Raw genomic sequence first — 24,606 nt, forward strand, 5'->3', positions numbered from 1 at the left:
CGATTGAACAAGGAGCTTACTAACATGAAATTACTTTTCGGGACTGCCATTGTTTGCATCGTTCTATTGTCAGGCTGTTCAAAACAAGAACTAGCGCCACAACCGCCAGTTGTAAGTGCCCAAGAGCAGGCCGTTGCAATGCCAGATCAATTTGCGGCAGATGTTGCTATGCAAATTATGGACGCCGGTGGTAATGCAGTCGATGCAGCCATTGCGGCGCAATTTAGCTTGGCAGTGACATATCCGGAGGCAGGTAATATTGGCGGTGGTGGTTTTATGCTGACCTATATGGACGGCAAAACAAATTTTCTAGACTACCGTGAAACGGCTCCTTCAGGCGCATCAAGAGACATGTATTTGAATGAGCAAGGTGAGGTAGTTAGCGATTTGCCTGTCTATGGTATTTTGGCATCAGGGGTGCCTGGTACTGTCGCTGGCATGTGGGCTGCTCATCAAAAGTACGGTAGTTTGCCTTGGGAAGACTTACTTGCGCCTGCCATAAAGCTTGCCGAGGAAGGTTTTGAGATGCCAAGTCAGTTATTTGAGCGCATCGAAGGCTATCAGAGCTCTGTATCAGAGAAAGATATTAAGGTGAATTTCGCAGATTATTTTGACGGTGTTAAGACGGGTGAAAAATTTGTACAACCGGAGCTAGCAAGCACCTTGAAGCGGATACAGATGCAAGGCGCAGATGGTTTTTACAAAGGTGAAACGGCGAAGCATATCGTCGATTTTATGAATGCAAAGAATGGCTTAATAACCGAACAAGACCTAGCTGCTTACAATGCGAAATGGCGCGAGCCTATTATCACGCAATGGCGAGAATTCACTGTCGTGAGTGCCTCACCACCAAGTTCGGGTGGCATCGCCATTGCCCAGTGGTTGCAAATGTACGATCGAGTGAAAGCGCGCTCAGGTAAAATTGAGCATAATAGCCAGCAGTATATTCACGTTCTAGCAGAAATAGGTAAACGGGTTTTTGCGGACAGAGCGGAGTATTTGGGTGATCCAGACTTTTATGATGTACCTAAAAGTGCTTTATTGGCCGCCGATTATCTCGACTCACGAGCAGCAGAAGTCAATTTAGAAGAAATATCAAATACAGAAAATGTTAAACCAGGTTTAGATGAAAGCCATGACACAACACACTTTTCAATCGTGGACAGCTTCGGCAATGCTGTATCTAATACAACCACGATAAATTTGAGTTTTGGTAGCGGGATGGTCGTTGAAGGCGCGGGCTTTTTACTAAACAATGAAATGGATGACTTCAGTGCTAAATCAGGAGTCGCTAACTCTTTTGGCGCAGTCGGCGGGGATGCGAACGCCATTGCCCCGAACAAGCGGATGTTGAGTTCGATGAGCCCAACAATTCTTTTAGAAGATGACAAAATCAAGCTGGTAACAGGCTCGCCTGGCGGTACGACTATTATTTCTTCGGTTTACTTGAGTATTCTGAATGCTATCGAGTTCGATATGAGTGCCCAGAAAATTGTCGATTCTCCACGTTTTCATCACCAACTACTACCCAAAGACATGATCTATTATCACGACACGCTAGCGGACGACGTTGTCACTGCTCTGCAAGAGAAAGGTTATGTGATGCGTGCCGGCAACTTTGGTGATTTACAAGTAATAGTGAATACTAAGAAAGGACTAGAAGCAGCGTCGGAATCTCGAAACCGAGGTAGCGCTGAAGTCACTCCTGCGGAATCAGGAATTTAGATTCCCGCCGTTGCGGGAATGACTGAGTTTCGCGGGAATGACTGGGTTTCGCGGGAATGTCTGGCTATCGTGTGTGTAGAAAACTAATTCGGTCTTCTACATTCTGCCATCAATTGATTTTACTGCTTGTGTTGATAAGTAATTTTACCACCCACAATAGTCATTACATTCTGTGCCGTTAAAATATCTGCTTCTGGGGCTGTCATAAAATCTGTATCAAAGATGGTAAAATCCGCGTATTTACCGACTTCGACAGAGCCGCGAACATTCTCTTGAAATGCCCCATAGGCGGGCCAAATGGTAAACATCTTAAGCGCTGTTTCACGACTCACTGCTAACTCTGGATGCCAGCCTTCGTCAGAACTGCCGTCTAGTCTTTTGCGAGCAACAGCGGCATAAAACTCTATGCGCGGATCACCAAGCTCAACAGGCGCATCTGAACCGCCAATAATGATTGAGCCTCGGTCAATCAGTTGCTGCCACGGGTAAGCATAGGCAAGGCGTTCAGGGCCAAGTCGGTCTGGCGCAAAGTTTAAGTCGCCAATGCCGTGGCTAGGCTGCATAGAAGGAATAATCCCCAGTTTTACCATGCGATCTTGTTGAGCGGGTGGGATAACCTGAGCATGCTCTAGTCGCCACCTTGGTTCGGCAACGGCTCGCTCACTCACTGGAACAGCATCAAATGCTTCCTCATACCAATCTAACAGCGTTTTAACCGCTCTATCGCCTATGACGTGAGTTTGAACTTGCAAGCCTTCACGCAAGGCTTTACGAAGAATGGGCTTTAATTCCTCTTCGGTCGTTCTGTTCATAAAACCGTTGTGAGGTGCATCAGAGTAATTTTCGATCAAAGCCGCACCACGTGAGCCTAGAGTACCGTCGATATATACCTTAATTCCCCGCAAATCAAACAAGTCATCCTCCGTCTTCATTCTGCCGCGAGAGAACATGGTTTCTGCTTCCTGCACATTTGCTGCCGCGTAAATACGCGTTTTCATTCCGCCCTCAGCATGTATTTCTTGCATAATGTCGACATTGATAAAGGGCATTCCGGCATCTTGCGTTGCTGCCCAGCCGAGTTTCGCATTTTGTTGCATGCCTACTTCTAGGCTATCTTTAATATATGCCTTCGTTTTTGCTGGAATAAGTTCGCGAAACACATTCATTGCAGTTGCAAGTACATAGCCAGTAGGCTCGCCATTTTCATCGCGCTCAAATTTACCGCCCTCAGGATCCGGGGAGCCTTTAGTAATACCAGCCATTGCAAGTGCTTTAGAGTTAACTAAGGCTGAGACACCGTCTGCTCTTGGCATAAACAAGGGTTTATTTTCGGTAAAAGAATCAACGTCATGCTTAGTCAAGAATCGTTTTTCATCACTCCATTCGCGCTCAATCCAGCCTCGCCCTTGCACCCACTCACCTTCCGGCACGTTTTGTGCGAAAGCTTCAATTGCATCACGGGTCTCTTTCAAAGTCGGTATCCCGAATAGGCTAAGCGTCTTAGGACGCTGACCTACGCCTTCAACATGCTGATGACTGTCGGTAAAACCTGGAAATACAAATTTGCCCTGCATATCAAGCTGTCTGGCGTTACCGCACAAATAATCCTTTGCGCCTTCGTTAGAGCCAACAAAAACGATTTTATCTGCTTTTACTGCCACCGCTTGCGCTGTGGTTTTTGCATCATTGGCTGTATAAATTATTGTATTGTGTAGCACTAAATCGGCGTCCAAGCATTGGCTATCGTCAACTGCCGACACACTTTGATTGTCAGAGCAGGCGCTGGATAGACCGCCAAGCAATATTAGGCCAACTAGTTTGATTCGATAATTTTTCATGAGCGCTTCCTTAATTTTGTTGCTTCCGAAAAAAATGCCGCTTTGAACAACAAGCGGCATTTTGGGTTTTATTAAGCTAATGACTTAACTTAAAAAGTGTAACGAGCCTGAACATACCAAGTCGCACCGTTGAAGCCAAAAGGACTGGCTTCTGAGTACAACTGGCCACTACCGCCAGCGCCCGGGTTTTCCTCTGGATAAGCATCTAACAAGTTATCAATACCTGCAACTAAGCGAGTTTCATCATTCAATTGATAAGATACTTGAACATCCAATAGCACTTCAGCGCCGATACCATTCACACCATTACCAGTATCATCCCAACCACCATAGTAGTTAGCACGAACTAAAGTACTGATATCGCCGTGAGAATGGAACCATGAAAGGTTTCCTCTCAAGTTTGGTAGCAAGTCTTCAATTGCTGCAACTCGTCCTGCGTCGATTGGGTTGACCGTACCAACACTGTCGACCTCAGTTTTGTTGTAGTTTGCTGCAAGTGTTAATCGAGAATCTCCGCCCATAAAGTCGAAACTATAGTTACCAACCAAGTCAATACCGGTCGTAGTCGTATCAAAACTGTTTGAGAAGAATCTAAATTGTGACAAGTCGTCCAAGCCGACAAACTCACCGCGATCAATCGTACCGTTTGCATCTAGGGCAGTTAGCGCCGCTGATACTGAAGCGAAGTCAGAGCCTGCTCCACCAGCAAAATTAAGTGCATCTAGGAAGTTGATATTACCTCCTAATGCAACACGATCAGTCAGTTCAATATTGTAGTAATCTACTGTCCAGCTAGTGTCGCCGATATCGAACGCGGCACCAAACGAGAAGTTTCTTGCATCTTCTGGGCCAAGCGTTGGTCTACCGTTGCCTTGGCTTTCCACGAAATCAGCAGCAATTTGTCCTGCCGCTGAGAACAATGGCAAAGTACCTTGGTCAATCAACACACCTTGTACGTTCTGTGTTGTCACGTTCGTGATGTTCGCTTGACCTGCAGTTGGCGCATGGAATCCAGTAGAGTAGGCTGCACGCAATCTAACCGTATCAGATACGTGGAAAATACCCGCTAGCTTGAAGTCAGTCGTGTTACCAAACTCACTGAAGTCTTCAGCTCGTATTGCCGTTTGGAGCGTTAAGTTTTCAGTAACATCTGCTTCTAAATCAACGTAAATCGCTTTACTGTCCTGCGAAGCGCTGGTATTCGCCGGGAAACCACCAAAACCGTTCGAGCTTGATGAGAAGCCTTGGCTAGCCAAAGGACCCAAGGCAAATGACGCTGAATCACCTGCGAATAAGTCAAATTCTTCTTTTCTGTATTCCGCACCAAATGCCACACTAAGCTCAGAATATAAGCCGGCATCCACCGCATATACAAAGTCAACGTTCAAGAGCGTTTCAGTTTGCTCTTGGCCACCAGGTACAAAGTCTCTTGGTGTATCTGGACCAAGCGAAGCGTTGATTGTGTTTTTGATGAAGAAGTCAGTTCTGTTTGAACCGCGCTGAGCACTCACATCGTAAGATAAACCGGTACCAACTGCTATTTCACCACGGACACCCACAGTGAATGCCATATCTTCATTGGTCCCGCCGAAGCGAGGTACGAAGCCATTTGGAATGGTTTCAATAAATGAGAAACAGTTTGCGCTGGCTTGAACTTGTGCAAGTAATGTTGGATCAGGGAATACATTTCCGTTTCCGCCAATTGGGATACCATCGATACATGAATCAGTATTACCATCCAAAGCACCAACGAGTACCGAGTGAACGCCGTTCTCATCACGTAAACCTGTGAGTGGATCAACCAATGGGCCAGCATATACACCGCCACGTTGGCTACCTTCTGTCACTGGGTTACGATAGAAGAAACCACCTGTTACTTGTCTTTCACCGTAGTTACCAAACAAATAAAGCTCAGCATTGTCACTGATCTCAAATCCAGAGTTGATGAAAAGCTTAACGTCGTCTTCAACATCGGGTTGTCCCCAATACTGTGGTACTTCACTCGTGTAAGTATTAATACCGACGAAGTCGTCAGAAGAGATATATCCCGCAGCAACCATGCCCGCTACGTCATCTCTAACAACCGATCTTACTGTGCCTTCAACATCTCTAATTTCAGCTGTGACGTTGATAAAGCCATTTTCACCAGCTTCAAAACCGGCGTTTGCTGAAATTGTGTAATTATCGCCATCGCCTTCAAATGTAGAGCCATAACGCGCGTTTACTTCAAAACCTTCTGAATTATCACGCAAAATAAAGTTAAGCACGCCTGCAATGGCGTCTGAACCATACTGAGACGAAGCACCATCACGCAATACTTCTACTCGTTTCAACGCCATCGACGGTATGGCTGAAATATCGACCCCTTGTGCACCATCAGAAATACCACCGCCAAGGAAGGATATAATAGACCCTCGGTGACGGCGTTTACCATTCACCAAAACCAACACATTATCCGGTGATAAACCACGTAAGTTAGCGGGTCTTACGACTGTCGCTGCATCACTAATGGGTTGCGTATTTACGTCAAAAGATGGCACTGCTGTGCGCAACATGTCTTGAACATCAGTTGATGAGTTTTGGCGAAATTCATCACCAGAAATAACATCTACCGGAACAGGTGAGTCTGCTGCAGAGCGATTTGATAAACGAGTACCCGTAACGATGATTCGTTCAGCATCGCTTTCGGCTTGCGCATCAGTGTCTTCTTCTTGAGCAAACGAGTGGAGTGGATAGGCAGTAGCGATTGTCGCTGCGAGTGCCATCGTGATTGTATTTATTTTGTAAAACTTACTTTTCATTTGTATCTCCCAATATTGTTGTAAGCGGATTTCCGTCGTGCTTAACTGCCGGTTTACTCTAGTTATCAAAAGAGATGCCCGATCTTATTATTGTATGGAGCATTGGAATTGAAGTAAGGCATTGTGCATATTCGGTTTTATTATTGTTTACGCACAAAAACATCAAGACACTATCGTGTTTTAGCATATGTGTATAGGGTGTCAAGGATAATATGGTGTTATCAAAACAGAGACTTAACAGTCATCGGTTTGTACAATGATTCTGGGCTGAGTGCCATCTTCAGGATTATCGTAAATTACACCGCATCGATCGCCCCACTCGTAGCCCTTTGGCCATATCTTGGTCAGGAGTCCTGAAGTCGTAACAGGTCCGGCCACGCTGGTTTGATTGCCTCGACCACACCAATCCACAGCGCAAACAACACCAGGGTTAGTAAAAGTGATGGCATCCAGGTTGACTAGAAATTTGACAGCAAGATTTAAATTCCCCATAGGATAGCCAGAATTTGTTCTTATTGTTTGCCCACCGATATCAATAGTGGAGTCAATGCCCGGTTGAGCTATATTTTTTATAATTGCAGAAGCATAAACTAAGTCAGAAGTGCTTTTTAAATCGGATGCCAGTTTCGTCAATTGAGCTTCTCTTGCGTCTTCTGTGAAATCAACAAACCTAGGTATGACGATGACACTTAAAATCCCAATAAGAACAATGACAACAATGAGCTCAACGAGTGTAAAACCGGTTTGTGATACATTGTTTGCTGCGGTACTTCTCTTCATTCATCCACTACACTATTAATATCTTTTAAGCCAATAATTATCGCGGCGCTTTTAAAAAACACGCCCTGATAACTGATTAATATATTTGCCAACTAAGCCATACTGAATGCGAGACTCTATGACTTCATCAAACTTACCACAGAAGAGTAAGATTACGCCATCGATGATTAAACAAGTGAAGCTCAAACAAACTGCATTGGTAATGGTGTTGAAATAAAGAATCAAGGTTTAGAGTGCCATCATTTGCTCGCGACTTTATAAGAGCTGTTTACGCGTATGCATAGAAGATGCTATTTAAAAAGGGGGTCCGTTATTGTCACAAAGGTAAAAATAGCAGCGTTGAATAGCATTATTATTGGTGGTAATTTGGTAACTGTCGAATGATTCTATATTTAAATTTTTTCGTCAAACAAGTTATCTAAAGGAATAGATATATGAAAGCACACTCAAAAAGTATTGGTAAATACAGTGGACTGCTATTTGTCATGTTCTGTTTGACCGCCTGTCATAGCATTATTGCTTCACAAATCACTAAACCACTCACACCTGTTTTTAGTAAGCTATCGGAAGAAGAAACTAGATTTTTTGGTGAGTTTTTTCGTTATTGCGATTCGAATAAAAAGTGCCTCGATTTATTTTTGCGCCAAGCGCAAGAGGTCGACACAGAGCGAACTATCAAACTCAGCCTGATTCAAGGAACAGAGAAAAAGGTTTTCAATGTCGATTTGAACGAGACCAACAGGTATTCGTCTGAACCCGGAAAATTGATTGTTATTTTTCCTGGCTTTGGGATCGATAGTCGCGTTTATTCCGGCACTTTAGCACCATGGTTAAACCACTTGTCTGGTAATGATGTGCTCGTAGCTCCAGCAGCTAATCAAAATGCAAACTTTAACTTTGGCTTAGATTCTGCCTCTTTGATTGCTGAATACATCAAGAAATCGGCTTATAAGAAGGTATCCGTATTGAGTTTTTCAATGGGAGCGGTAGCTGCAATCCACCTAGCTTCATTAACGGAAGTTGAACGCAATGTGATGATAGCGCCTATGCAGGACTTTCCTCTTGCGCTCAAGACTGTCGGAGGAATGCAATATCCAAAGCTATCTAAATTCTTAAACGATGACGATTATATTTCGATTGCCAACGAGGTTATTTTAAATAGTAAAGTTGATGCTAATACCCTGGACTTGCGTTCGCGCTTGCAACAATACCAAGTGCAGGATACTCGCAGAGTTCATTTATTTGCGAGCCGCGGCGACAGAATCAGTCCATTTCAGTATTGGAAACCATTGGCAGAAACATCAGTTTGCTTGAAACAAACCAACAAACTAAACCATACACATTTGATGGCATTAATGGATGAAGATTTGAGAAACGAAGTACTTCTGCTGATGAGAGCGCCACTAAGGAGAAATGAATGCATCGCGGAGAGTGATGTGGCTATTTAGACTTCGATATAAATGCTTTGACTGGCTTTTGTGTGGCTGGAGATTCCTACCTGCGCAGGAATGACGTAGGAGGTATTGGCTATGGCTCCTTGTGGATGAGGCCAGAAATACAGTGACCGATGTTTCTCCTGGCAAACCAATGTTTGGAAAACCTTCGACTTGCAAATAAACATCGATGTAATCATTCTCCTTAACGTGGCCTGCCCACCAAACCAGCCACTTTCTTCGCTCAAAAGTAGATTCATCATTTAACATCTTTATCTCTCGGTCTGTGGAAGTGTGGCTTTTCTATGTATGCCAAGCACTTGGAACTTGAATATTTTCAATTAAGAAATCGATAAATACTCGTACTTTCGCCGTTAGCACATTCGATTTTGGATATACTAACCAAACAGCTGCGTTATCATCATATTTGTAGTCGGGCAGGACCCGGACCAAACTTCCTTCTTTTAATTCAGTGTGTACGTTCCAAATAGAGCTCATGCAAATGCCAAGACCAGCTTTAGCTGCAATGCGAATACTTGAGCCATCGTCACATATTACTCTCGATTTTACTGGGTGAAGCGGAAAGGCATAACTTTCTCCAGCTACGGTAGAAACGAGCTTTCTTGTTTTGTTGCTGTCGAACAAAATTAACTGGTGTTGCTCTAAATCGCTTGGTTCTTTAGGTATACCGTACTTTTTTAGATAGTCTGGCGACGCACATAAAATACGTGTGTCGTCAGCTAGTTTTCGACCTATAAGACTACTATCTTCAACTGCATAGTTACGTAAAGCAAGGTCATAACCACCATCGATAAGGTTCATTTGGGTATCGGATAGCTTTAACTCAAGGTTGATTTGGGGATACTGGTCGGTGAACTTTGGTAAAATTGGTGCAATAAACAACTGCGCAAACGTACTTGATGACGCGAAGCGCAATGTGCCGCTTACCTTTTTGAATGGCAATGTTGCGACAACAGTATCGATGGTAGAAATAGATTTAACAGCAGCTCACTTCAAAGGCCTGTCGCTACATGTTGTGTTTATGTTGATCCCAATGCTTCACAATCACAGACGTGAAGAGCATGCTCGGATCTTAAAAGCCTTGAGTGAGATTGTTGAAGCAGGCGCCTTAAAACCAGTTTTGGATGAAACAGAATACCAGCTTGCAGAGATTGGTAAAGCACATGAGCGCTTAGAGAGTGGCCAAGCAATGGGTAAAGTGGTAGTGACGGTATAGTTGTTCAAATCAAGAGCTAAAGTAAATAGCTGGGGTGTCTATGTGGGCATCTCAGTAAGATTTAATCCGGGGTTTTCTTCTCCCCCTCATATTCACAATATTACTTATCGCGGCATTGTCATTGAAGGCTTGCTACACAACGACGATCCAACAGCCGAATCAATGTGGCTGCCCGCTGGTTCATTCTGGACTCAACCGGCAGGAGAAGATCATATTACAGCTGCAAATGCACAATCTAATATGATTTATCTTGAAATTGATAGCGGTCCTTACTTAGTAAAGCCCTCTACAGAAAAATTTGATAGTGGTGAAAGGCCAGTCAATATTCATAGCGACAACATTGTCTGGTTATCGGAAGATGAATCTACCCTAATTAACGGTGAAGCGATTAAACTTGCTAACCTTTGGCAAAATAAGACTAACTTGACCCGAGGCATGTTAGTAAAGTTGAATAAAGGTGCAAAAGGATATTTGTTCGGTCAAAGTGACGGCAGTCCAGAATTCAAAGCTGTGGTTATTCAAGGGCTAGTCAGCTACAAATCAGACGAAACAAAGCAAGCTGTTAAACTAAATGCAGGAAGCTTCTTTAGCTCTACAGGAAAATTTGAGCACGAACTATCAACTGAAAGTGACACCATTATTTACATTAGAACTGACGCAAAACTAAAAGCCGAATTCTAAAACTAAAGGTGGCGTCTTGCGCTTTGGACGCCATCTGTAATCGCTAATATATATGTTTCTGGCTTGCTTAATTCTGCTTTTTGCGAAGCATGACAACGCCCATCCATATAAACCAGACTATTTGGCTTAATCCAAATGCATCCTTAAGTTCTGGTAGCCCTTGATAAACAGTGAGTATACCTAGCATACCAACGACAACTCCAAATACACATAAGGCTTTAGTGATTTGCTGAGTTCGCAGCCCAACAATACTTAGTAGAAATACCCATAATCCGCCTACTAATTCGATTCCGCCTCCTAAAGCATTTGCAACTGTTGCGTGGACAAAGTACAAGACCTCAGCTTGCTGTTGATCATGAGCGTGAAGACTGGCCATAGTATTCATCCCAACAAGTGCAATCATCCCTGAGCACATCAAGAGTACCACCCAAATAAATCCAAATGCACTCGCAGTATTGAGTATATTTGATTTGTTTTTTGTCAGCATAACGTGGCTAGCTTGAACAACAATAAGCAACAAAATCCCGAAAACCAGATAGCCGGCTATATAGGCACTACTAATGAGCTCCTGGTTTGCGACTAAATAAGCAATTTTTTCCTGAAGTAAATCTGTTGGTGGGATACTGAGCATGACACCAAAAACGATAAACATCCACACATAACATAGCGGCATCGTAAGCAGCGATAGAGCTCCGTAGCGCATCAATTGACTGTTTTTATTTGCGGTAGTATTTGCTTCTAAATTCATGGCTGACCTTATTGCTAATGTTAAAAAGTTAAATTATATTCAAGCCGCTATCATAGTATTGTAGTGTGCTTAAGTCGTCCGAGTTAGTTGGGAAGGACTTTTTTTTCGAAGTTTTTACTCAACACAGGTTATTTCTCTGCTCATCATGTTTGATATTTTTATTTCGACCATAGCCATGTCGGTAGCATGCTTCTCTTTATTTTTGCTTCCGAAAGATCATCCAACGAGAGCCTTGTCGCTTGTGCTTATTTGTTTGGTCTTTTTGTCTGCGGGGTCTGTTGTTTTTAATCTACTGCCAGCACTTACCCAAGTTTATGTTAGCTTGATTCCGAGCATTTTCTTTCTTCTTATTCCCGCATTTTGGTTGTATCACGATGCGCTTATTTCAGTGAAGCCGTGGTGCTGGGATAACAAATTGTTAAAACACTTTGTTACAGTTCCTATCGCAATGCTGCTTAGTATAGCTTTGTTGGTCCTTCCTGAAGAGGATTTTAAACAAATGTTTTTCTCTTCTGAGCCAGTAAGCAAGTGGTGGTTAAGCTTATTGTCAATGTTATTTTTTATCGGTGTTCTTAGTTGGTGTGTTCTCAGTTGTGCCTACGCTATTAGTATTTTACGCCGCACAGCAAAATATCAAAAACGAATAAAATTAGTCTATGCAGATAAATCCGGGCGAAACTTAAACTGGATCGTTATCACTTCAATTCTCATTGTTTTCACTTGGGTTTATGGCTTGATTGTTTTAGCGCTTGAAGATCAATTGCTCGATTATGGGGTATCAGAAACCGGCACATTGATATTACTAGCAATTGTCGTTTGGCTAGTTGCACATAATGGTATAAGACAAAGGCCGGGCTTTGTAGAGATACAAGATGAACCAAATGCTCTGAATGACCAAACAAATAAGAAGCCTTATGAGCGCTCATCGTTAGGCCAGAATGACTTGAATCGGATATCATCAAAGTTGTCAGTAGCAGTGGATAGGGACAAAGTGCATTTTGATTCAGCATTGAATTTACCTAAGCTCTCAAAGCATATTGGGGAACCTTCCCAATACATTTCACAAACCTTATCTCAACAACTGAATACAACGTTTTTCGACTACATTAATACTGCTAGAATAAATGAAGCAAAGGAATTACTACTGGGTACAAGTAATTCAATATTGGAAATAGCATATGCTATTGGTTTTAACTCAAAGTCTTCGTTTTATAAAGCTTTTCGGCAAGATATGGATATGACCCCTACGCAATATAGGAAATCACACCCAATTCGTTGATAGACACGTTGAGCAACATCAAGTGCTAAGCGGCTTTTGTAGACGCACCAATGCGTTCGATGTCCAACTCTGAAACAGTAGCCTGATTAGTATAGGCTACCCAATCGATAAGGTTGAGATTGCCTTCGCTGTCTTCCACCAAGGCCGAGCAATTTTCTATCCAATCACCATCATTGACGTAATGAATGCCATTTACGGTATCTGATTCTGGGTGATGAATATGACCACAAATGACACCATCTAGTGATAAATCTTTAGCGCGTTGTGTGGTGGCATTCTTGTATCGTTCGATAGCCTTATTCGCACCTTTTACTCGCTGTTTAATGTAGCCAGCAAGACTCCAATACTGCCCATTTCGCCAACTGCGAATATGATTAAACCAGCGATTAGTAAAGAGTAGCGCGTCGTAAGCTTTATCGCCTATCCATGCATGAAATTTACCTAAAGTTACGTCACCGTCGCACTGGTCACCATGTAGCACTAAGTAGCGCTTATTTGCTGCAGTATGGTGTACGTATTGTCGTTTTATTTCGATATCGCCAAACTGCATGCCTGAATATTTTTGCAAAGGCGCATCATGATTACCCGGTAAGAAAATCACTTTAGTCGTGCCATGACTCAAGGCGATGATTTTGTGCATGACCTCGTTGTGCGAATCTGGCCATCTAAATTGCTTACTCATGGACCACATATCGACTATATCACCCACTAAATAAAGACGATCGCAATGCATATTATTGAGAAAATGAAGTAAAAAATCGGCTTTACAATCTTTATTGCCAAGATGAGTGTCTGAAATAAATACGCTTCTGAAGTGTGGTACCTTAACCATAGTAGTTCCAAGTAATCTCTTTACTTGGACCACTACTCTAATCTTCGTAATTGACAGTTAGTTTACACCTTAGTGAAGATACCGTGACACCAAGGTTTTCTATGACGTGGCAAAAACTAACGTTTTATTTTGGCCCCTGTTGTGACAGGACATTCACCTTGATGCTTTTAAATACAACAATCAGCCAAAAGCAGTAAAACTTGCATTTTGAGAAAATGCGGTTAAATTATATACAATTAAAAATTAGCAAATTTTTCAGTATTGCCGTTTTTATTACCTTCACGCTAATGGTAGGAAAAACAAAGTGCATTCGGAAGCCACGAAATCAACCTATGCAGCACCCAATCGAAAGTTATGGGTCTATGGTTTATTAGTGGCTACAGTTTTAGGCGCCCTAGCTTATTTTGGCCTTCTTAGTCAGAAAGACCGCTCGGTCAACCACGACTACTACCGGGTTCTGTACGAAGCATCTAACACCTTCAATGAAAATTTACTCAAGCTAGATAGCATGCATAAGTACAAAGAGAGTGTGTCATCTATCCGCTCACTTTTACCCAGCTATTCCCGCACTTGGAAAAACAAAAACGAGAAAGGCTCGGTCGACGCCGAGAGTCTAAAGACCTTCCAGTATAAAGTCGTCGGTACATCTTTGTTTGTCACTTCACCAGAAAACGAATCCTTTGAAGCCAAGCTGGCTATCGGTGATATTTTACCTCAACCTAAAAAGGGCTTTAGTCAGTTTTTGTTTGCAAACGAAAATGATGTACTCGCCATGGTCGGCGCAGAACGGACCATTTCTATCGTTGAACTCGACAGTATCAACAAACAAATTCAAGCTAAGAACAAACAATTTCAATTTAACTTTAGTGACACAAAAGCCAGCGCTTCGAAGAGTGGACCTGCGCCTTTACCGACCTACAGTAACCATGTTGATATGAAAATATCTTACGGTGAATTTCGCGTTTATATTTTTCCATTTACTTTAAAAACGCCATTACATCAGGGCGAATCAGGCGAAAATAGTGCTGCCCTCGATCGTTTATATTTAGTGGGTTTGCTGCCTCAAAGTAAGCTTTCTAGTCGTGGTAGTGGTGATTGGAATATGTCGTTGTTGATAGTATCACTCAGTAGCTTGTTGTTTATGTGGTGCATGCTTCGGCTTTATTTACTTCCCAAAAACCAGTCAATCACTAAAACCTTTAGGGTTCTGGTAGCCGCTTCCAGTTATTTGTTTTTCATTGTACTTATTGCCTTAGTCTTGGCCTATTTTCAGAAAACCGTTTTGGAAACCAAGAAGGACAACTTGGCCCTTCATTATGCTAAGAATATCGAAACCAATCTCGCAAGAGACGTGCATAGCGTATTTTCTGACTTAGCAAGTTTTAGAACCTTCTACTACAAATTGATCAGTGCTATTTATGTGATCCCAAAAGCGCAGCAAGAGAGCGGAGAGTTTACCGACAGCCAGATTACTTCATTTAACAGGAGTGTGAAGGATGCCTTGCTGAGTTTGCATGACTCACCTTGCAAGGATGATTCAAGGGGGACGAAAATAATACGTGACCGTATGCCAGGAACGGCAGGCACAGCCATGCAACAATACAATATTACTTACGATTGTAATTTAAGCCCTAAGGATGAAGGCTTTGTTAACATTGAGCTTGATAGTAAGGCTATATTAACCATCATTAATGCCAGCAAGTCTTCTAAAGATGGCCAAGCAACGCTTGATTTTTATGCTAACAATCAATCCCTAAAATTAGTCAGTAATGAGTCGTTAGAAACATCAATAAAACCAAGCTTCGATCGCACAAGCCCAAATAAAATCCTCTCGGTTTTCGCATTGAATCGAGAAGGTAATTCTGTGCTGCCATCAGTGAATTATCAAGAAGGTAACTCATTGCCAGAAACGTTTAACTTGTCACACCGAAACTACTACAAACGAGTTCGTGATCACAAGGGATGGGATATTACTATTCCCAAAGAATATTTGGCTGACCAAGATAATCCACCGCTAGCAGATGTCAGCTACAAGAATATCTACATGCAGCGCTTGTTGAATGTTAATAATGGTACGCGTGGCACAACCATTTCAATGCCAATTGTTGAACCATCTCTGGATAAGCGAAGCACGAAGACCTTAGATTACATTATGGGCGCAGATGTCTTATTGCCCTCTTTATCTTTAGGAAAAGCGCCGCCATATGATTTTGTCTATATGGTTGTCGATCGCAGTTCGGGGGAAGTGTTATTCCACAATGATAGTAGCCGCAGTTTGGTTGAAAACCTTTACTTTTCGGGTGATACAAAATCATCTTTGAGTAAATGGTTAAAGGCCGGTTTAGACCATTACAAAGAGCTATCAAAAGGCCTTATAGAGGGTGTTTATCATGGGCAGGATGGTCGTTTTGCAGTATCAAAAACAATCGTAGATAGGTGGGCGGTTGTCGTCTTCTATCCAAATGATAGCCTTCAAACGTTTATGACCAATCAGTTCTTGTATATCGCTACCACGTTTGTCGCGATTATTGGCTTTATGGTCTTAGTTATTTTTACTGTGCGCCGCTATGTGTGGACTAGCACTCTGAAGCGTAAATTGCATTTGCCAACTAAGCTGAATGTGCGTTTGATCATGTTGGTTAGTTCGCTGCTATTCGGCGCGGGTTATTGTTTTTATATTGTAGGCTATAACCTTGAAACTCTCATTTTTGAGGGAACGACTGTACCGCTCTCGCTGATAGTGCCTTTTGTCGGCCTAGCTATAGCCACATACGCTGTTTATGTCGGTTGTTATAATCACTTTTGCTATCCTTTGAAAGGGATGAAAGATAAGTTGTCTCAAGCGTCGAATAAAACGGCTAAGGAAGGCTCGAAGCGATTGATTGCTGCGGTATTAATTGCTGTCGGTGTTCACTTTATTTATTTGCAGCAAACGGCTGATGCACCACATAAAAGTTTAGACTTTCATTATCAACAACTGGCTTGTAATTGGCTGAACTATGAGCGCGAAGAACTAACCTCAATCGGTTTGAGTCGTTACCCTAATAGTATTACGTCTAGTCGAATATCACCTTTGGACTTACTGCCAATAGATGACTCGTGGCGGAAACGCTTAAAAAGGGATATGCCAAGTTCAAATTCTTCAATAAAGGCACCGGACAATGCGCAAACGGTCGCAGGCAGTTACTGTGATAATCACTCGTCACAAGTGCATCCAGATGACTATCCAAGCCTAAGTTCGGTGTTCGGTGGTACTTATTTGTGGCAGTGGATAAACATTTACATACTGGATAAAGAGCTGGCCGTTGACTATGTGCCATTTTATCAGATAGACAAAGATACACAGTCCGACATTAGTGTGTCTTCGAGTTTATTCAACCAAACACTTCTGTTTTCATTCCTTCTTGGGATCATTGCGATCATGTGGTTTCGTTTTAACACTAAGATCGTATGGAATAAGATGTATTGCCCCGAACGCTTCCTGCAACATATTCAGAATATGACACGTTCAGTGCATCAGCTAGACTTTGAGGAGCGCGCCACTAATCTGGTTATTGAATGTGACACCATTAAGCTGAATGGTATCGGCTTGGCCCTACTTTTGAGAACGATGAGCATAGGCAAAACTCATCATGCGAATAATCTACTTGATGGTTTTGATGAACTTTTTGAGCTCAGTCCCTGTTTACAAAAATTCAGTGCAGATGGCTTATTCTTGCCCAACCTGAAACTCAATATAATGAGGGGAGAGACTGCCAAAGACATGGAAATAGAATTGTGGGATATCGAAACTTGCTTAGAAAAAAGTGAGTTTAGACAGCCTTTGTTAGATCTCATTATGGAACTCAAGTCTTTGACCCTATCGCAACAATTGGCAAAGTTTACGATTTTCACAGGCTTCCACAGTTTACAACGGGTAAAAATGAAAGACCCATTAATGACAGAGAAGAACACGCTACTTGACCATGCGGAGTATCTCTCTTGGGCCGAATGTTTAATGGACTTCATGGTGAGTGTGCCTGATAGCTTTATGCAAGGAATCGACTTTGCGTTGCTAAAAGAAGAAGTTGACCATTTTCCTGAGTTGGCGTTTATTGCAAAAGATGTCGCTGAAAAACCCCAAGAGGATGACTGGGATGGTGTATTCAAACGTGATGAAGATCTTCTTCTCGAAAGTCGATGGGCAACGATTAATTACATCTTATTGAACGCAGAGGCGCTATATCGATTTAAATGGGAGTCTTGTTCAAGTGCCGAAAAATTAGCTTTGATTAACCTTGCGAAACAGCAACGGATCAACCCAGCTAACACTCAAATGATCGAACACTTGGCATTAAACGGATTGATTACGGTTCGCAAAGGTAATTTGGACATAATCAATCGGAGCTTTGCCCACTTTGTTCTGCATGCTGAAACCGCTGAAACGCTGAACCAATTGATTGCTGAAGGAGAGGCAGGCGTTTGGAAGAACTACAAACTACCATTGGGTTTATTGATCGTTTTAATTATTGGCGGTATAGCGCTCACCTCTGGTGAATCGATTTATATCATCGCGGCTTCGATGGCAGGTATCCTGGGCACCATTGCCAGTGTGACCAATAGTGCGAATCTATTGCGAGGGCAAGTGCAGGATTAGGAAACTCGCGAGGTGCTAGTAATCGTGTTATCTTCGCAAATTATGCTCTTGTAGCCATCTGTCCAATTACTAGCCCAAAGAAGTATTCGTTTAAAATGAAATTAATCCAGATCGATAAAGCCCGCTATCGCAAGCATCTCAACTACGTCATCATTACCTGTATTGCTAGTTTAACCGCGGGTAGTTTGGGTATAGCGCAAAGTTTAATTGCTTTATTTCCCGATCCAAGCGGAAGCCATTTCCATTGGAATTTAACGGGAGTAATCATCAGTGCTGTCGTGATTGGCCTCGTGTTAAACAAAATTAAAAACAATCATTTTATGACCGAGGTGACTTACGTTTGGCAACTGAAAAAAGTGCTAAACCGCATTAATCGTAAAATGATGAAACTCAAACCTGCCTCTGAAGAGGGGAATGTAAACGCCATGATTTGCATTCATTATAGCTATGCAGGCTCAAGGTTACTGTGGGAGCTAGACGACAATACCATCATTATGGAGCAACTCGCCCTAGATCAAGCTGCCCTTGATGGTTTAGCTTCAAAGTACAATGTAAATCTACAAGCAGAAGACTTTGAAGCATCTATGCTCGATCAATTTTAGTCATTAGAAAAGCATGATACCAGTTTATCATGCTTAGTCTGTCGCATCTAAAGACAGTGGGTGCTGAGCATCCCCATTCCACTTCGGTTGCTACTAAGTCAGTAAAAAGTTCCTACCATTATGAAAGATTTACTGAAGATCACTATTAATTTGGTCACTAAATCAGCGTACAGCCCATAGAATACGCGTGGGCTCTTCATGGCTCGCTTTTTGCTCCCAGCATAGTCATGTGTGCGACGCACAACAAGTGCTTCTATTGTATTCAACACTTGTACCGCAGTGAGATATTTCGAAACCTATCTGTGGTTAACTGCGATCGCATTCTCGTTAACTTGAACTACGGGAGACTTTTATGTCGACTTCAAAACATGATTTTAATTCTTACTTTATTGCGTCAAATGTCCAGTCTGCAGTTGATATTGTCGATGCGATAAAAGCCGAATCAGTAAGTGAAAACGATATTGGAACAGTGAGTCGAGATCCTCAATTTAAGGTGGCGGAATTGCCACAAGCCGACCTGAGTGACAAATCTAAATTACCGGAAGCGCTCAAGCGTGGAGCTCTCCTTGGTTCAGGCTCAGGATTGCTAGCAGGATTATTGTTAACAAGCTTTCCCGTTGCTGGCGTTACCGTAGGTGGTGCGGCCATATTAGCAATGACTGCGGGTGGTGCTGCATTAGGCTCATGGTCAGCAGGCATGATTGGAGTTAGCGAAAATAGCGAACTTGTGCAGCAACTTGAAGATGCACTGGAGAACGAAAAAACAATCATTTTCACGAATATTAGTGACGCTGAGAAAGAGCGGATCCTGATGAGGCTGCAACCCATTGCTGCGGCCGGAGAGTTAGAGTTCGGGAAGATTTAATGTCAGCTCAGTTTTTTGAATATAACTACAAGGGGCCATTGTGAGAGATGGCGTCTTGTTAGCTGCAGTAGCAATAGCAAAGGAGTATTAAGGTTATGACTAAGTTACCTCAATCTATTTACATCGCTTTTTATCTGTACCTCATAATGGTTTTGGTGCAATGGGGTGTCGCCACATTTTCTAAGGCTAAACAGCCTAACGCTGTCCCTGGAAAAGTTGACCAAGACTTATCGCACGATAGTTTTGTATTCCGAGCACATCGTACTTTCCAAAATACACTGGAAAACAGCTTATTGTTCGTTGCTACAGTATTGTTTGGCATTGCTATAGGCCAACAGGGACTGTGGTTCGGAGTACTGGTTTGGGTATATGTCATTGCTAGGATCATACATATGGCTCTTTACTACGCGATAGCGACTGAGAAAAATCCAAGCCCTCGCAGCTATTTCTTTATGTTGGGCTTACTCGCCAATGTGGCGTTACTAGGTTTGCTTGCTTACTCGCTTTTCATCTAGCTGCGGTAAACCAAGATAATAAACAAAATAAGGATAGGAATATGAGTAATTCAAAGATTATTTTAATCACCGGTGCGTCAAGTGGTATCGGTAGAGAAACTGCAAGAGTGCTCGTTGAACATGGGTACAAAGTTGCTCTTACAGCGCGAAGCGAAGACAAATTAAAGGCGCTAGTTGATGAGCTGGGTGATAGCAATGCTTATTTCGTTAAGGCTGATGCGTCAAAGTTAGATGAGCTAGAACAAGTGGTCGAAAAAAGCGTCGCGCACTTTGGACAATTAGATGCGGTTTTTGCAAATGCAGGCATGGGCGTGAGTGCAACTGGCACCGAGGGTGGAGACCCGCAGGAGTGGGATAAAATGATAGATATCAATATCAAAGCACTGACCTACACAGCAAAATTGACTATGAAACACTTACGTAAAACAGAAGGTCATTTCATTATCACGAGTTCGATTGCAGGTAAGATCACGCTGAAAGGGTCTATTTATGGTGCGACCAAATGGTTCGCTTATGGCTTTGGTAAAAACCTATCAGCAGAAATGAAAGAGTGGGGCGGTAGATGCACCACTATTTGTCCTGGCATGGTTAATACCGAATTCTTTGATGAAGCTAAGCCAGATAAGCTGGATCCGCGTGACATCGCGGACGCTGTGCTCTACTCGTTAACAACAAATGAACGATGTAATATAGACGAGATAACGTTGATGCCTACGAAGTAGTCTACACAGCAAGGTTATCGCACTGATCTTTAGGTCAGTGCATTTTCTCAAAAAATTATGCTCTTTTTTGCATCAACCACCAGAGGCTAGGGCTTAGTGGCAACGATAGATCTAACAAAAGCAGATATACGCAACGCAATAGTCAAACAAAGTACACCTATGCTACTTGGTATTACGGCGGTATTTTCAATTTCACTTGTAGACACTTATTTTGTGGGAAAACTGGGTACCAAAGAGCTTGCTGCTTTAAGTTTCACCTTCCCTGTAACCATGGCAATTGCTAGTTTATCCGCAGGACTCGGCGCGGGTGCTGCATCGATTGTTAGTCGAACCATGGGGGAGGGTGAACAATCACATGCTAAGCGCCTATCTACCGACAGCCTTATCTTTTCTTCACTGTTTGTGACATTGTTGGGTACGATTGGCTTTTTTACTGTTGATCCGCTCTTTTCTTTATTGGGTGCTAAGGGAGAGACACTCGCATTAATTAGCCAATATATGAAAATTTGGTATTTATCTATGCCGTTTTTAGTTATTCCCATGGTAGCAAACGCGGTTATAAGGTCGGTTGGCAATGCCAAGTGGCCCGGGATAATTATGGTGGTCTCTGCATTAATCAATATTGGCTTAACGCCTCTTTTCATTTTCGGTTATGGACCTGTTCCTGCTATGCACATAGAGGGAGCGGCCATTAGTACTGCTATCGCGAGAATTTTCACATTCGTGCTCGCCTTATATGTTATCTACAAACATGAAGACATGTTGTTGATATGCTTGCCTTCTCTCTCTCAATTTATTAATTCGGTCACTAAAGTCATTAAAATAGCGCTACCAGCTGCTGCAGGTAGCGTGGTTAATCCTCTAGCAATTGGGGTCGTTACTGGATTATTGGCTAGCTACGGGGATAATGTTGTCGCTGCATTTGGTGTAGGCACCAGAATAGAATCTTTTGCCAGTATTCCTCTACTCGCACTGTCAGCTGCGATTGGTCCCATTGTTGGACAAAACTGGGGCGCTGACCAAAAAGGGCGTGTTATTAAGTCGATTAAGTATTGTTATAGTATTACTCTGATTTGGGCATTTAGTGTAACCGTTGGGCTCTATTTCTTAGCGCCATCGATCGCTAGCATTATCGCTTCAGATAGCTCAGTTGCCGACATTGCTAGCTCATACTTGTTGGTAGTGAGCTCAAGCATTGCCGGGTATGGTTTTGTTATTATATCGGCGGCGGCATTTAACGCGCTTGGAAAATCAACGACAGGCTTGGCGCATTATCTAGTGCGAGGCTTCGTTTTGTATGTACCGCTCTCGTGGCTCGCAACGCTTTGGTTTGACTATCAATGGGTATTTTACGCGATAGCGGCTTCTAACATTGTCTCTGGTATTTTTGTGGCAACATACACCCTTTATTGGTTAAAAGTAGCCAAAAAAAATGACTGCGAGCCAAATGCCTTTAGTTTCCAATAATTGGCACATAGACTCTGTTTAACCTTTATGACTTCACGCTAGTTTAAACTGCCCTTGATGCTTCTATGCTCGACCAATTTTAGTTATTAGAAGAGCATGATACCGGTTTATCATGCTTAGTCTGTCTCATCTAAAGGCAGCGGTTTGCATGGCGCAGTGGGGCTAAGATTAACGCTTGGATCCCAAATTCGATCCCAAATTTTACCCACTGACGCAAAATCTGGACGCGCACTCACTTTTTTCGCATTTATAGCCTGAATACCTTTAGCGTCCGTTTGAGCAACCACAAAGTTAAATACGTAATTACACTCAACGCCCATTCGTAAGTCAGACATGATGATATTGTCGTCTTGTCGCTTTACTGAATAAAGTCCTTTCGTAAACCACGCTAAGCGATTGATTGCCCAGTTATCACTTAATGGATCGAGGAGCATGGGGGAACTTGGATAAGCTTGGAAACTCACTTCACTTGGTTCATCGAAGACTGACGCATAAATTTCATGATATTTGGTGATATTGCCAGATTCTGACACAGCGACGACTCGCCACAATAAGGTATTTAGTGGAGCAGGAGTGCTGACATAGGCGATAGCATCTATTCCTTTTTCCCCCATTGCTATTTCGACTTTTTGGTCGATCATTACCTTGGCACTCAAGCTCCATGCAATGTATGCCGTGCTAGCAATTATGCCGAATTTATTTGCCCTTATCGCGCTAATACTTGGTTGTTTGAGTGCTAAGGCAAAGCCCAAACCAATCAGTAGTGGCAGAGTGTATAAGGGGTCAATGATAAACAGGTTGGAAACGCCATACGGATATTCAGTCAGTGGCCACATCAATTGCGTACCATACACAGTAAAGCTGTCTAATAGTGCATGCGTGCTTAAAGTGAGAAACACCAAGGCGAACCACCGTAGCTTTAAATGTGCAGTGTTTGGGTGAAACTTACTTAATAGCCAAGCGATGATTGGACTGACCAACAAGTGTACCCACAGTGAATGACTGAAGCCACGATGATAAGTGAAGGATTCAACGTCACCAGCGTAGGGTATTAAAACGTCTAAGTCAGGGAGAGTGCCTAATGCAGCCCCGTACAAAATCGCCCTACGGCCTATTTTATTCCCTAATACCGCATACCCGACTGCTCCACCAAGCGCGATTTGAGTTAATGAATCCATAATTACTACTATTGCTTTATTTTTGGTATAGCCTTGATACTAGAGGATGCTAGGAAATAGACCACATCATTCTGATTTAAATTTATGTTTGTAAGGGGATGCTAGATCGCAAAACTTGCAGACGGATACTTAATTGAATCGCAGTTATTAAATTTAGCAAAGCGCTCTAGCTCTGCTATCAGTTTAGGCATAAAGCCTGGCATCTCGTTGTTTGAGCTTGCTAGCTGGCCATTCTCAAGGTGCAGACTAATAACTTCTAACTGCTTTAGCTTTCTGTGGGCCTTGCAATCGATGCGCGCGACAAAGCGATCACCGAATAATACAGGTAGGGTGAAGTAACCATATTGTCTTTTAGCTGGTGGAACATAACATTCAAGTTTGTAGTCAAAGCCAAACAAGGCGTTCAGGCGGTCTCGATGAATAAGTACATTGTCGAAGGGGGAAAGTACTTTGACCGTGTTTTGAAAGCGCAGACTTGCTGCCTTATTTTCTATGTGATGATAAGTATCGGGGTGGTTTTTATTTTGAATGGATTCAATTTCACCAGATCGTAGTTTGGTGTCGATAATCGCTTGCATAGCATCGCGAATAGGTTTGCCGGTTTTTAAATGGAGGAGTTGTTTCTTGGTGAAAATGCCATGGGCTTTCATAGTATTTTCGAATAGGTACTTGGCATACTCTTCAACACTGGGCATTGATAAATCAATATTGTCTGGCAGGCAGCGCTCTCGTAAGTCGAATACTTTCTCCATCCCTTCGCGCGCGCAAATCATGATATCGCCTTGCATAAAAAGCCGCTCAAAGGCTCTACGACTTGGGCCCATGTTCCACCAGTCACCGGTATTTTCATTCTGTTTTTCGATATCTCTCAAGCGGGTTGGGCCGTGTTGCTCAATGCGCGCCAGTATCGATTTCAATAAGCTAGGGTCAGTGCCGTTATAATAACGATTCTTGTTGTTGCGCAAGTCTTCCATAGCAGGTAGCGCAAAGCGATAATCACGCATTGGTAAATAAGCCGCGGCATGATACCAATATTCAAACACCTGCTTATTGGCGACTAATTCATTTAAATAAGATGGCTGATAATCGGGCACTCTGCTCCACAAAATGTGGTGATGAGCTCGCTCGATAACAGAGATGGTATCTATTTGTACATAGCCTAAATGCTCTATTGCTTGAAGTGTTCCTTGCAAACCTTTCGAAAATGCGGGTTTTCGCGCTAAGCCCTGTGTTTGCAGTGCAAGCCGTCGGAGAACTTTGGTCATCG

The 24,606-nt window shown here is 42.7% G+C and carries 18 protein-coding genes and 1 pseudogene; 11 read left to right on the plus strand and 8 right to left on the minus strand.

What is annotated here, in order from left to right; all coding sequences use genetic code 11:
* The first annotated feature begins 24 nt into the window (after window positions 1-24).
* The gene (gene ggt / locus RM544_RS12590; RefSeq protein WP_432264485.1) at window positions 25-1,725 is read left to right on the plus strand and encodes a gamma-glutamyltransferase; all 1,701 of its coding nucleotides are present in this window, start codon (window positions 25-27) and stop codon (window positions 1,723-1,725) included.
* Between the two features lie 119 nt (window positions 1,726-1,844).
* Here ggt and RM544_RS12595 read toward each other — a convergent pair whose 3' ends face one another.
* The 3 genes from RM544_RS12595 to RM544_RS12605 all read right to left on the minus strand — a co-directional run bounded on the left by RM544_RS12595 (window position 1,845) and on the right by RM544_RS12605 (window position 7,144).
* Window positions 1,845-3,563 (minus strand): amidohydrolase, encoded by a 1,719-nt coding sequence (locus RM544_RS12595; protein WP_311362156.1) that lies wholly within the window; start codon window positions 3,561-3,563, stop codon window positions 1,845-1,847.
* A gap of 89 nt (window positions 3,564-3,652) precedes the next feature.
* A complete protein-coding gene (locus RM544_RS12600) occupies window positions 3,653-6,364 on the minus strand; it encodes a TonB-dependent receptor plug domain-containing protein (RefSeq protein ID WP_311362157.1) in 2,712 nt (903 codons plus the stop codon).
* A 234-nt stretch (window positions 6,365-6,598) separates the two neighbouring features.
* Window positions 6,599-7,144 (minus strand): type II secretion system protein, encoded by a 546-nt coding sequence (locus tag RM544_RS12605; protein ID WP_311362158.1) that lies wholly within the window; start codon window positions 7,142-7,144, stop codon window positions 6,599-6,601.
* Window positions 7,145-7,578: 434 nt separating this feature from the next.
* On the opposite strand from RM544_RS12605, the gene RM544_RS12610 reads away from it, so the two are divergent.
* Window positions 7,579-8,592, plus strand: a complete 1,014-nt coding sequence (locus RM544_RS12610; protein WP_311362159.1) for a hypothetical protein — start codon at window positions 7,579-7,581, stop codon at window positions 8,590-8,592.
* Between the two features lie 288 nt (window positions 8,593-8,880).
* Here RM544_RS12610 and RM544_RS12615 read toward each other — a convergent pair whose 3' ends face one another.
* The gene (locus RM544_RS12615) at window positions 8,881-9,540 is read right to left on the minus strand and encodes a substrate binding domain-containing protein (protein WP_311362160.1); all 660 of its coding nucleotides are present in this window, start codon (window positions 9,538-9,540) and stop codon (window positions 8,881-8,883) included.
* On the opposite strand from RM544_RS12615, the pseudogene RM544_RS12620 reads away from it, so the two are divergent.
* Window positions 9,530-9,814, plus strand: a pseudogene (locus tag RM544_RS12620) (zinc-binding dehydrogenase); the annotation flags it as partial. The gene RM544_RS12615 and the pseudogene RM544_RS12620 overlap by 11 nt on opposite strands.
* 42 nt (window positions 9,815-9,856) lie before the next feature.
* Complete coding sequence (locus RM544_RS12625; protein WP_311362161.1) at window positions 9,857-10,495, plus strand: DUF4437 domain-containing protein; 639 nt, start codon at window positions 9,857-9,859, stop codon at window positions 10,493-10,495.
* Between the two features lie 67 nt (window positions 10,496-10,562).
* Here RM544_RS12625 and RM544_RS12630 read toward each other — a convergent pair whose 3' ends face one another.
* A complete protein-coding gene (locus RM544_RS12630) occupies window positions 10,563-11,243 on the minus strand; it encodes a hypothetical protein (RefSeq protein WP_311362162.1) in 681 nt (226 codons plus the stop codon).
* A gap of 145 nt (window positions 11,244-11,388) precedes the next feature.
* On the opposite strand from RM544_RS12630, the gene RM544_RS12635 reads away from it, so the two are divergent.
* On the plus strand, window positions 11,389-12,522 hold the full coding sequence (locus tag RM544_RS12635) for a helix-turn-helix domain-containing protein (RefSeq protein WP_311362163.1): 1,134 nt from the start codon (window positions 11,389-11,391) through the stop codon (window positions 12,520-12,522).
* 25 nt (window positions 12,523-12,547) lie between these two features.
* On the opposite strand, the gene RM544_RS12640 is transcribed toward RM544_RS12635, so the two are convergent.
* Window positions 12,548-13,354 carry a UDP-2,3-diacylglucosamine diphosphatase gene (locus tag RM544_RS12640; RefSeq protein WP_311362164.1) on the minus strand — a complete coding sequence of 269 codons (807 nt, stop codon included), beginning with the start codon at window positions 13,352-13,354 and terminating at the stop codon, window positions 12,548-12,550.
* Window positions 13,355-13,658: 304 nt separating this feature from the next.
* On the opposite strand from RM544_RS12640, the gene RM544_RS12645 reads away from it, so the two are divergent.
* The 6 genes from RM544_RS12645 to RM544_RS12670 all read left to right on the plus strand — a co-directional run bounded on the left by RM544_RS12645 (window position 13,659) and on the right by RM544_RS12670 (window position 22,161).
* The gene (locus RM544_RS12645; RefSeq protein ID WP_311362165.1) at window positions 13,659-17,990 is read left to right on the plus strand and encodes a hypothetical protein; all 4,332 of its coding nucleotides are present in this window, start codon (window positions 13,659-13,661) and stop codon (window positions 17,988-17,990) included.
* Window positions 17,991-18,085: 95 nt separating this feature from the next.
* Window positions 18,086-18,592, plus strand: a complete 507-nt coding sequence (locus RM544_RS12650) for a DUF3087 domain-containing protein (RefSeq protein WP_311362166.1) — start codon at window positions 18,086-18,088, stop codon at window positions 18,590-18,592.
* A 352-nt stretch (window positions 18,593-18,944) separates the two neighbouring features.
* The gene (locus tag RM544_RS12655; protein WP_311362167.1) at window positions 18,945-19,457 is read left to right on the plus strand and encodes a hypothetical protein; all 513 of its coding nucleotides are present in this window, start codon (window positions 18,945-18,947) and stop codon (window positions 19,455-19,457) included.
* A gap of 95 nt (window positions 19,458-19,552) precedes the next feature.
* Window positions 19,553-19,972: an MAPEG family protein gene (locus RM544_RS12660; protein ID WP_311362168.1), complete on the plus strand. Its 420-nt coding sequence runs from the start codon at window positions 19,553-19,555 to the stop codon at window positions 19,970-19,972.
* 41 nt (window positions 19,973-20,013) lie between these two features.
* A complete protein-coding gene (locus tag RM544_RS12665) occupies window positions 20,014-20,694 on the plus strand; it encodes an SDR family oxidoreductase (RefSeq protein WP_311362169.1) in 681 nt (226 codons plus the stop codon).
* A gap of 96 nt (window positions 20,695-20,790) precedes the next feature.
* Window positions 20,791-22,161 (plus strand): MATE family efflux transporter, encoded by a 1,371-nt coding sequence (locus RM544_RS12670; RefSeq protein WP_311362170.1) that lies wholly within the window; start codon window positions 20,791-20,793, stop codon window positions 22,159-22,161.
* A 116-nt stretch (window positions 22,162-22,277) separates the two neighbouring features.
* Here RM544_RS12670 and RM544_RS12675 read toward each other — a convergent pair whose 3' ends face one another.
* Together RM544_RS12675 and RM544_RS12680 are read right to left on the minus strand one after the other, a co-directional pair.
* Window positions 22,278-23,339, minus strand: coding sequence for a metal-dependent hydrolase (locus RM544_RS12675; protein WP_311362171.1), 1,062 nt, complete (start codon window positions 23,337-23,339; stop codon window positions 22,278-22,280).
* A 101-nt stretch (window positions 23,340-23,440) separates the two neighbouring features.
* The gene (locus tag RM544_RS12680) at window positions 23,441-24,604 is read right to left on the minus strand and encodes a winged helix-turn-helix domain-containing protein (RefSeq protein ID WP_311362172.1); all 1,164 of its coding nucleotides are present in this window, start codon (window positions 24,602-24,604) and stop codon (window positions 23,441-23,443) included.
* Window positions 24,605-24,606 lie beyond the last annotated feature (2 nt).

It is taken from the genome of Brumicola blandensis, assembly GCF_031846165.1.
In the GTDB taxonomy this organism is placed as follows: domain Bacteria; phylum Pseudomonadota; class Gammaproteobacteria; order Enterobacterales; family Alteromonadaceae; genus Glaciecola; species Glaciecola blandensis.

Coding starts and splice junctions, on each gene's coding strand:
- RM544_RS12650 (WP_311362166.1), top strand. CDS start 18,086: ATGAAATTAATCCAGATCGATAAAGCCCGCTATCGCAAGCATCTCAAC.
- RM544_RS12675 (WP_311362171.1), bottom strand. CDS start 23,339: ATGGATTCATTAACTCAAATCGCGCTTGGTGGAGCAGTCGGGTATGCG.
- RM544_RS12610 (WP_311362159.1), top strand. CDS start 7,579: ATGAAAGCACACTCAAAAAGTATTGGTAAATACAGTGGACTGCTATTT.
- RM544_RS12605 (WP_311362158.1), bottom strand. CDS start 7,144: ATGAAGAGAAGTACCGCAGCAAACAATGTATCACAAACCGGTTTTACA.
- RM544_RS12595 (WP_311362156.1), bottom strand. CDS start 3,563: ATGAAAAATTATCGAATCAAACTAGTTGGCCTAATATTGCTTGGCGGT.
- RM544_RS12665 (WP_311362169.1), top strand. CDS start 20,014: ATGAGTAATTCAAAGATTATTTTAATCACCGGTGCGTCAAGTGGTATC.
- RM544_RS12600 (WP_311362157.1), bottom strand. CDS start 6,364: ATGAAAAGTAAGTTTTACAAAATAAATACAATCACGATGGCACTCGCA.
- RM544_RS12635 (WP_311362163.1), top strand. CDS start 11,389: ATGTTTGATATTTTTATTTCGACCATAGCCATGTCGGTAGCATGCTTC.
- RM544_RS12680 (WP_311362172.1), bottom strand. CDS start 24,604: ATGACCAAAGTTCTCCGACGGCTTGCACTGCAAACACAGGGCTTAGCG.
- RM544_RS12640 (WP_311362164.1), bottom strand. CDS start 13,354: ATGGTTAAGGTACCACACTTCAGAAGCGTATTTATTTCAGACACTCAT.
- RM544_RS12630 (WP_311362162.1), bottom strand. CDS start 11,243: ATGAATTTAGAAGCAAATACTACCGCAAATAAAAACAGTCAATTGATG.
- RM544_RS12660 (WP_311362168.1), top strand. CDS start 19,553: ATGACTAAGTTACCTCAATCTATTTACATCGCTTTTTATCTGTACCTC.
- RM544_RS12655 (WP_311362167.1), top strand. CDS start 18,945: ATGTCGACTTCAAAACATGATTTTAATTCTTACTTTATTGCGTCAAAT.
- ggt (WP_432264485.1), top strand. CDS start 25: ATGAAATTACTTTTCGGGACTGCCATTGTTTGCATCGTTCTATTGTCA.